This is a genomic window from Burkholderia sp. E168m23, assembly GCF_016586125.1.
Taxonomy (GTDB): Bacteria; Pseudomonadota; Gammaproteobacteria; order Burkholderiales; family Burkholderiaceae; genus Burkholderia; species Burkholderia orbicola.
Map to the genome: position 1 here is coordinate 1 of NZ_BCPP01001200.1, position 1,763 is coordinate 1,763.

Sequence of the window (1,763 nt, forward strand, 5' to 3'; positions counted from 1 at the left end):
TTGGTGCGTCAGACTTGTCCATATAGGCGACGTAATTGTCCTTCATGGTCTTCACGAACGATTCCGCCATGCCATTGCTCTGCGGTGAACGGACCGGTGTGGTCAGCGGCTCAAGACCCAGTTCGCGAGCGAAGCTGCGCGTGCGGTGGTCGATGTAGGCCGAGCCGTTGTCCGTCAGCCATTCAATGGGCTGCGCGGCCTGCGTGGTGCCGAAGCGCTGTTCGACGGCGGCCAGCATCACGTCGCGCACCACATCACCGCTATGCCCGCCGGTCGTTGCTGCCCAGCTAATCGCCTCGCGGTCGCAGCAGTCCAGCGCAAACGTCACGCGCAGCGGCGTACCATCGTCGCACCGAAACTCGAAGCCATCGGAGCACCAGCGGGTGTTGCTGCGGTCCACCGCAACGCGACCGTCATGTCGCCGCTTATCTCGCCGCACGCCAGGGCGGCGCAGCAGCAACTGATGCTCCCGCATGACCCGATACACGCGCTTGACGTTGATGCACGGCGCACCGCTCTGCTCCCGACTGCGGCGCAGCAGCGCCCAGACACGGCGGTAGCCGTAGGTGGGAAGGTGCGCCACATGGGCCTGAATCTCCTCGACCAGCCCGGCATCGTTGGTCACGCGGGCACGGCGACCATCGCGCCAGTCGGACGAGCGAGCTCGCTTCACCGCCACGGCAGAGCGCGCCACGCCGAGAACTTCGCAGACCGTCTTCATCGGTCGCCCCCCGGCAGCAAGGGCGAGCGCGCAATCAGGTTTTTTGAACGGCCCCATTCCACGGCTTCTTTCAGGATTTCGACCTCCAGCGTCTTCTTCCCAAGTAGCCGTTGCAGTTCCTTGATTTCCTTGATGGCGGCGGCCAGCTCAGATGCCGGCACAACGGTTTCGCCTGCCTTCACCGCCGCCAGACTGCCTTCCTGGTATTGCTTGCGCCAGCCGAACACTTGGTTGGCGTTGACGCCGTGCCGACGTGCAACGGCCGACACCGACGCTCCCGGCTCCAATGTTTCCTGCACGATGGCGATTTTTTCTTGCGCCGTGCGCCGACGACGGCGCTCCGGCTCGGTCAGAATTTCGATGCTTTCCACGTAATGACTAGGCTTACTGATAGGCACAAGACTATCCCTTATTTTAAGAGAGTCCTCGTGTCCTCAGATACGTGGGGTCGCTCCACCCTGATAGTGCCGGGACCGGGCACAGGCCCGCGCATTGTTGGTGTTTGTGGACAATGCGACGAGCCGGTTCGGATGCGGTACTTCACGCAAACTGAATCGACCTTCAGCTGTTTCGGAGCGACGTGAGCAGGCATCGAGCGGCGCGGCAAACCGGGGTCGGCCACTGACACGGTTCAACGGACAGGCAAACGTTTGAGTCGAACTGATCTCAATCGGCGATACAGAGCCAACCCGACGGGAAAACCCGTCTACAAGACGGGTTTGGGTCAGTGCTTACCGGCTGCTTGAATACCCTCGTGTTCCCGCCATCGTTTGCGCGGGTCCGACAGCGAGGGGGCAGATCATGCGCGTGAACGACAATATGGACCAGATACCGGTGCGCGGCCGAGCCGAGAGTGCGACTGTCATTCGGACGGCCGGTACGCCCGTATTGATGATATGTCGACGCGATAATATCAGCGCGCGCCGCACGAGCGGAGATGGGCGATGACCACGCAAGACTTCGTGGCGATGGCTCAGCAGTGTGCGCCTGCCGTCGCCCCGCAGACGTTGGCTGCCATTGTACGAATCGAATCGGGATTCAA

The 1,763-nt window shown here is 62.1% G+C and carries 1 pseudogene; it reads right to left on the reverse strand.

Annotation, left to right across the window (positions count from 1 at the left end):
* Window positions 1–1,083, reverse strand: a pseudogene (locus tag JMF90_RS35655) (IS3 family transposase); the annotation flags it as partial.
* Window positions 1,084–1,763 lie beyond the last annotated feature (680 nt).